Raw genomic sequence first — 5,070 nt, 5'->3', positions numbered from 1 at the left:
GGGTTCTACCCCGTTTCCACGGACGGTTTTAAAACGGCTGACAACTTCAGATCCTGAGCGGCAACTCTACGTCGCATCCTGGGATTATGGAACCGCTCAATGTAGTCGAATACATCAGCTCGCGCTTCGTTCTGAGTTCGGTAGCGCCGGTGGTGAATTCGCTCCCGCTTGAGCATCCCGAAGAATCCCTCGCAGGCGGCATTATCGCCACAATGACCAACTGCACTCATGCTACTCACCAAGCGATTACTGCCGAGATATCGTTGATAGTCTCCGCTGGTGAATTGGCTGCCTCGATCTGAATGCAGGATCACAGGGATATTCCCCTGTCGCTGCCAAACGGCCATCTCAACCGCTCTGATCACCATATACCGATCCTGCCGGTGATGCATGGACCAACCAACGACCAGCTTGCTGAACAGGTCGAGGACCACGCAGAGAAAGAGTTTTCCTTCCTGCGTGGTTATTTCTGTTATATCCGTCACCCACTTGGTGTCCGGCTCCAGAGCGGAGAAATTCCGCTCCAGATGATTCCGGATACCCGGTGGCCGATAAGATTGACGTCCCAAGCGTCCGCGCTTCTTCCGTGGCCAACCCTGAATGCCGTGTTTGGCCATCAATCGCGCAACACGGTTCAGACTGGTTGAAGCACCCTCGGCAACCAGGTCCTCGTGCATGCGGGGTGAGCCAATCATGCCACCGCTATCGTCATGAATCTCTCTGATGCGCGACAGCAAGTGCTGATTCGCCTTTGCCCTGGCGGACTCAGGGCGAGATACCCAAGCGTAATAACCGCTGGCCGACACCTTCAGGCATCGGCACATAAGACGTATGGGGAAATGATTGCGACAACGTTGAATCGCCTGATACCTCAGGACGACTCCTTTGCGAAGAACACTGCCGCTTCGCGCAAAAAATCACGCTCCTTCTTCACTCGGGCTAACTCTCGCTTGAGACGGGCAACCTCCTCATCTCTGGGGGAACCAGAGCCCTTGAAGGCCTTGTCCGTCTCCTCATCCGCTTCTCTGCGCCAACGAGATAGCAGGTTGGGATTAATTCCAACCTCCAGAGCTATCTGGCGACAACTCACACCGGGTTGCCGGGTTAAAGCAATGGCTTCGCGTTTGAACTCTGGGCTATATTTTCTGCGTCTGGACATGAACACTCCTTTGGCACAGTGTGCCTCTTTTCAGGAATGTCCGCAGTAACGGGGTAGAACCCAATCTCGGGAAGTTAACACTCAAACCCGTTCTAAACCCATTTTGCCGCGATCAAGTAAAGATCAGAAGGCTGGTACCTCACAACTTTATCGCAACGCACATGGTGAATATCTGTTTTACTGCCAACGTTGCAACCACCAGGTTCTTCGCAATTCAAAACAGTGCTTTTGTGATAGGTGCTCCGGAGTAATGTATCGGATACACGCTTATCAGGCGAACTTAAGGTCGATATAATTTTCCTAGTTGTCCCTCAGCGTTAGCTGGCGGGACCTATAATTTGATAGGGGGTTAATATCCTAAGTTTTCAAACAGGTCGGATTTACAACAGACGAAAGGACATACATGCTAAATTCAAGGGCCAACAACAGGGCGGTATTTCTACCCCAAAATCGTTTCCAATAGTATTCGTTTTCACTGGATCGGCGGGGACACAGCACGGCTATCAGGACGGTTGGTCAGATGATGGTATCTTCAATTATTTCGGTGAGGGCCAGAAAGGTTCAATGGTGTTTTCGGGGGGTAACAAGGCGATCCGTGATCATACAGAGAACGGAAAAGAACTTCTTTTATTCGAAAAGGTATCGCGTGATGGCTCTGTTCGGTACCTGGGAAGTTTTATATGCATCGGTTTCGATTACCGAGAGGCACCAGATACTAAGGAGCAACAGAGGCAGGCAATCGTATTTCAGCTATTGCCGATCGCCGATTTTAAGCAAGACGTTGATGATTCAGAATTTTCAGAACAATTAAGCTTTGAATTTCTGCGTAAACGGGCTTACCAAGCGACTGAGTCGAATTCGCCCGTTCGTTCTTCTGATGTAAAATCTCGCGCTTTTAAGCGGAGCTATGCAGTTAAATCTTATGCGCTTCGGCGGGCCGACGGGGCCTGTGAATATTGTGAAAAACCCGCGCCCTTCCTCAGTGGTTCAGGAGTACCTTATCTAGAGGTGCACCACATACTAAGGCTAACTGATGGAGGCCCGGACAGTCCAGATCGAGTAGCTGCGATTTGTCCGAATTGTCATAGAGCTGCTCACCACTCTGGGGAGAGAGAACGAATCAATGATGATTTATTGGAACGGGTAAATAAAAAGGAATTGGAGCTAAGCAAAGCTATTGGATAAATTAATATCCTAGATGCAGTTTTATTTTAGGACTACAATGGGTTTCTCACTTATAAAGTATATCAAATAAAAGAGCCAAGCTAATTCCTAAAGATAGCGTTAATAGAAACTGCGTTGCCTAAACAATTCAGATAAGGTTGGAGATTTGCCTAGTAAATAAACTGATGCAACTCGCCAACGCTACGGCAATTTTGATCAAAATTTTCTATATCTAGATTTTTAATAGGCACTACCAGCTGGGCATTCTGAAGAGCCTTCCGGAGTAGTCTTCATCATGAAGTGTGAGTACGATTTCACTCCTTTCAAAAATAGGAGGTCCCTCTGGTCTTCGTGCGGGAAGGTCCGAGTCAATGGCTGTAACAATTATCTGAATACCTAATTCAGAGTATTCACGAATAACTTCTAAAAGGTTCTCTTTTTTCCTGTTATCTAATGACTCGAATAAGCCATCGTGATAAAGCCACGTTGGAAACCCCCCGCCTAAATGAACTCGAAGGACTGCAAGGTCGAACGCAACACATAGTAGTTTTTTGTAAGTATGGCCAAGGTCTGCACTCGTTGAGTTGCCATCATCGTCAAGAATTTCAGCCAAAAATTCCACATGCCCCTGTTGGTTCACTGAGACGCTTAACAGCGCTTTCCTTGATAATACTTTTTCAACGATATCACTAAAATACCCTCGAACTTTCGAAAAAACACTATTCAGATCACTATTAACTCTGTCGACATTAGACTCAATCTTTTCCTGGGCTTCATCTAACGTACCTTTAATACTTCGCAAGTCGCTCCTTATATCTTGAAGTCTTTTCAGACTTATCCGCTGTCGCTCCAAGGTTTCAATGTCTGCTTTAATTTTAACGAGATCCTTAGAAATAGACTTATACTTTTCAAATACGTCAACCTCTTTGAGAAAGCTAAGGTGTTTCATGCGTTCGGCGGAAAGTTTAGTTATCTCATCTTTAATAATTATCAGTTCGCTATTGATTTCTTCAAGATCTTCTTTGAGATAAGATTTTCGTTCTTCTGTAATCGCTTTATTGAATTCAATGAGCTGGTCGAAGTCCTTTTTTATCTGATCCTTGAAAAGGATGCCTGCCTCGTGGAATAAGATTTCAGCCTCATCTGTATCGAATAGTATGGAGTTTTCTTTGATAGAATCTTCGATTTTTATTTTCGATTGGTTTAAATAGTATCTTCTAGTGCTTAAGTCTGCCAACTCTCGGTCATAATCCGAAATTATGACTTCGGCAAGTTTTGCGTCTTCCTCTCGGAAATCAAACTCAGAAAGTAAAGACTCCTTCTTTTCAGACTCCCGCTGCTTTAGCTGTAGTAAACCTTCAATTTTACCGGAATCCAAATTCAGTCCGCCAATCTCACTTCTTACTGTTTCTAGAGATTTCTCGAACTCTTCGATTCTCTTCTCTATTTTATATTGCTCGGTGATGACGTTAGATTCGAATCCTAGGACTTTTGCGAGAAAGGGCTTCCAGGTCTCATGTTTACCTTTAAACTTCTGAAGTTGAAAGACATCAGTGTAATCATTCTGGGTCCGTAAAAGGTAGCCTGTGATCTGCCTGTAACTCCAAGGCGTCAAATCAAGAAGGTTTAAAGCGCTGTCAAGAATGTTCCTTGCCTTCTCGAATGTGACACAAGAGTGGTCCCAAAGATTTTCTTCAAGGCTTACGAAATCTTGATGTCTTTCGGTGTGATACTTAAAAGATACCTTGCTCGCCTTAGATACAGATCTACGTACGGTAAGATACTGGTCTTGACCAAGTTCCAGCTCTAAAAAGAAAATGAAGTCTTCAAATTGTGAAAAATGCTTAAAAAGAAATTGTTTTTTATTACGCTGCGCAAGTAGCAAAAAATCTAGCAGTCTAGCTAACGTAGTTTTACCTAAATTGTGAGTGTCTTTGTCACGGTTTTCTGGTTTTCTTATTTCAGCGATCACGGCATTTAAGCCAGCACTTAAAGTGATAGGACCGAAAACGTCGCGTCGATTGCTGTATACTTTACTTAGCTTCATAGTGCTCTACATATTCAAAGGAATCAGTCTTTTGGTGGTATATTACCCTGCCAATAATGAAGAGAAAGCTGAGGGCCGGGATATAAAGATTCTCTCCACCTGTAATCTGTTTCTTCGTCCTTTTTAGTAGCTCTGAGTAATCAACGATCCGCTCATTTTTGAGTATTTTTAGTATTAATAACGACGCGCTTATAACCGTGCTGTCTGGGTTTGAGAACTTGGTTGGTCTTAACATTCTTCATTCTCACCAATGTCACAATTCCAGTACATATAAAACAACATTGCTCTGGTTAGGGCTTTATGCTTCCGTAAATCAGGATCCCGTCCTACCAGTGATTGAAAAATATGATTTAAAACCTCATCGAAGTTTTGATGATTTTTTCTTTTGGCGATAATGTTGCACTGAAATTCATCAATGGTCGACTCGTACATCTTGACAAATTTGTCATTCTGGGGAAAGGCAAGAAATCTTTCAATCTGAGGGGTTTCTTTTAGAAATCGCCTGCGCCAATATTTGGCCCCTTCAATAGTGAAGTTGTTAATTTTATTCTTAGTCTCATATTCCACTCGGGGCGTAGGTGGTTTGTCATCTATTTTTTTAAAGTTTTCTTTCTGGCCATCTAGTGCCTGGATCACTTCTGCTAAATCGTCAGGAGAAACCAATAGCGGTGCGTCTATCGGGTCAAGGTTAACCTGGTCC

At 44.2% G+C, this 5,070-nt stretch carries 5 protein-coding genes; 1 reads left to right on the top strand and 4 read right to left on the bottom strand.

Annotated elements, in window-relative coordinates; all coding sequences use genetic code 11:
• Nucleotides 1-5: 5 nt before the first annotated feature.
• Nucleotides 6-1,159 (bottom strand): IS3 family transposase gene (locus tag GRX64_RS00235; RefSeq protein WP_166263181.1). Its coding sequence is split into 2 segments (ribosomal slippage): nucleotides 6-919 and nucleotides 919-1,159, totalling 1,155 coding nucleotides; the frame shifts between segments, so codons are not numbered across the junction.
• 354 nt (nucleotides 1,160-1,513) lie between these two features.
• Here GRX64_RS00235 and GRX64_RS00230 point away from each other — a divergent pair.
• Complete coding sequence (locus GRX64_RS00230) at nucleotides 1,514-2,344, top strand: HNH endonuclease (protein WP_486624548.1); 831 nt, start codon at nucleotides 1,514-1,516, stop codon at nucleotides 2,342-2,344.
• Nucleotides 2,345-2,573: 229 nt separating this feature from the next.
• Here GRX64_RS00230 and GRX64_RS00225 read toward each other — a convergent pair whose 3' ends face one another.
• The 3 genes from GRX64_RS00225 to GRX64_RS00215 all read right to left on the bottom strand — a co-directional run.
• Nucleotides 2,574-4,370 carry a DUF2326 domain-containing protein gene (locus GRX64_RS00225; protein WP_166263179.1) on the bottom strand — a complete coding sequence of 599 codons (1,797 nt, stop codon included), beginning with the start codon at nucleotides 4,368-4,370 and terminating at the stop codon, nucleotides 2,574-2,576.
• On the bottom strand, nucleotides 4,357-4,605 hold the full coding sequence (locus tag GRX64_RS19750) for an ABC-three component system middle component 8 (protein ID WP_166263178.1): 249 nt from the start codon (nucleotides 4,603-4,605) through the stop codon (nucleotides 4,357-4,359). Before GRX64_RS19750 ends, GRX64_RS00225 begins: the two co-directional genes overlap by 14 nt.
• The coding region (locus GRX64_RS00215) for an ABC-three component system protein (RefSeq protein ID WP_345790058.1) at nucleotides 4,599-5,070 on the bottom strand (472 nt) is incomplete at its 5' end. The genes GRX64_RS00215 and GRX64_RS19750, both read right to left, overlap by 7 nt.

It is taken from the genome of Marinobacter caseinilyticus (assembly GCF_011074955.1).
GTDB classification, from domain to species: Bacteria; Pseudomonadota; Gammaproteobacteria; order Pseudomonadales; family Oleiphilaceae; genus Marinobacter; species Marinobacter caseinilyticus.
This window is presented reverse-complemented; position numbering and strand designations above follow the sequence as displayed.

Excerpts from the sequence above, each read along its gene's own strand:
- GRX64_RS19750 (WP_166263178.1), bottom strand. The coding sequence starts at position 4,605 with ATGTTAAGACCAACCAAGTTCTCAAACCCAGACAGCACGGTTATAAGC.
- GRX64_RS00225 (WP_166263179.1), bottom strand. The coding sequence starts at position 4,370 with ATGAAGCTAAGTAAAGTATACAGCAATCGACGCGACGTTTTCGGTCCT.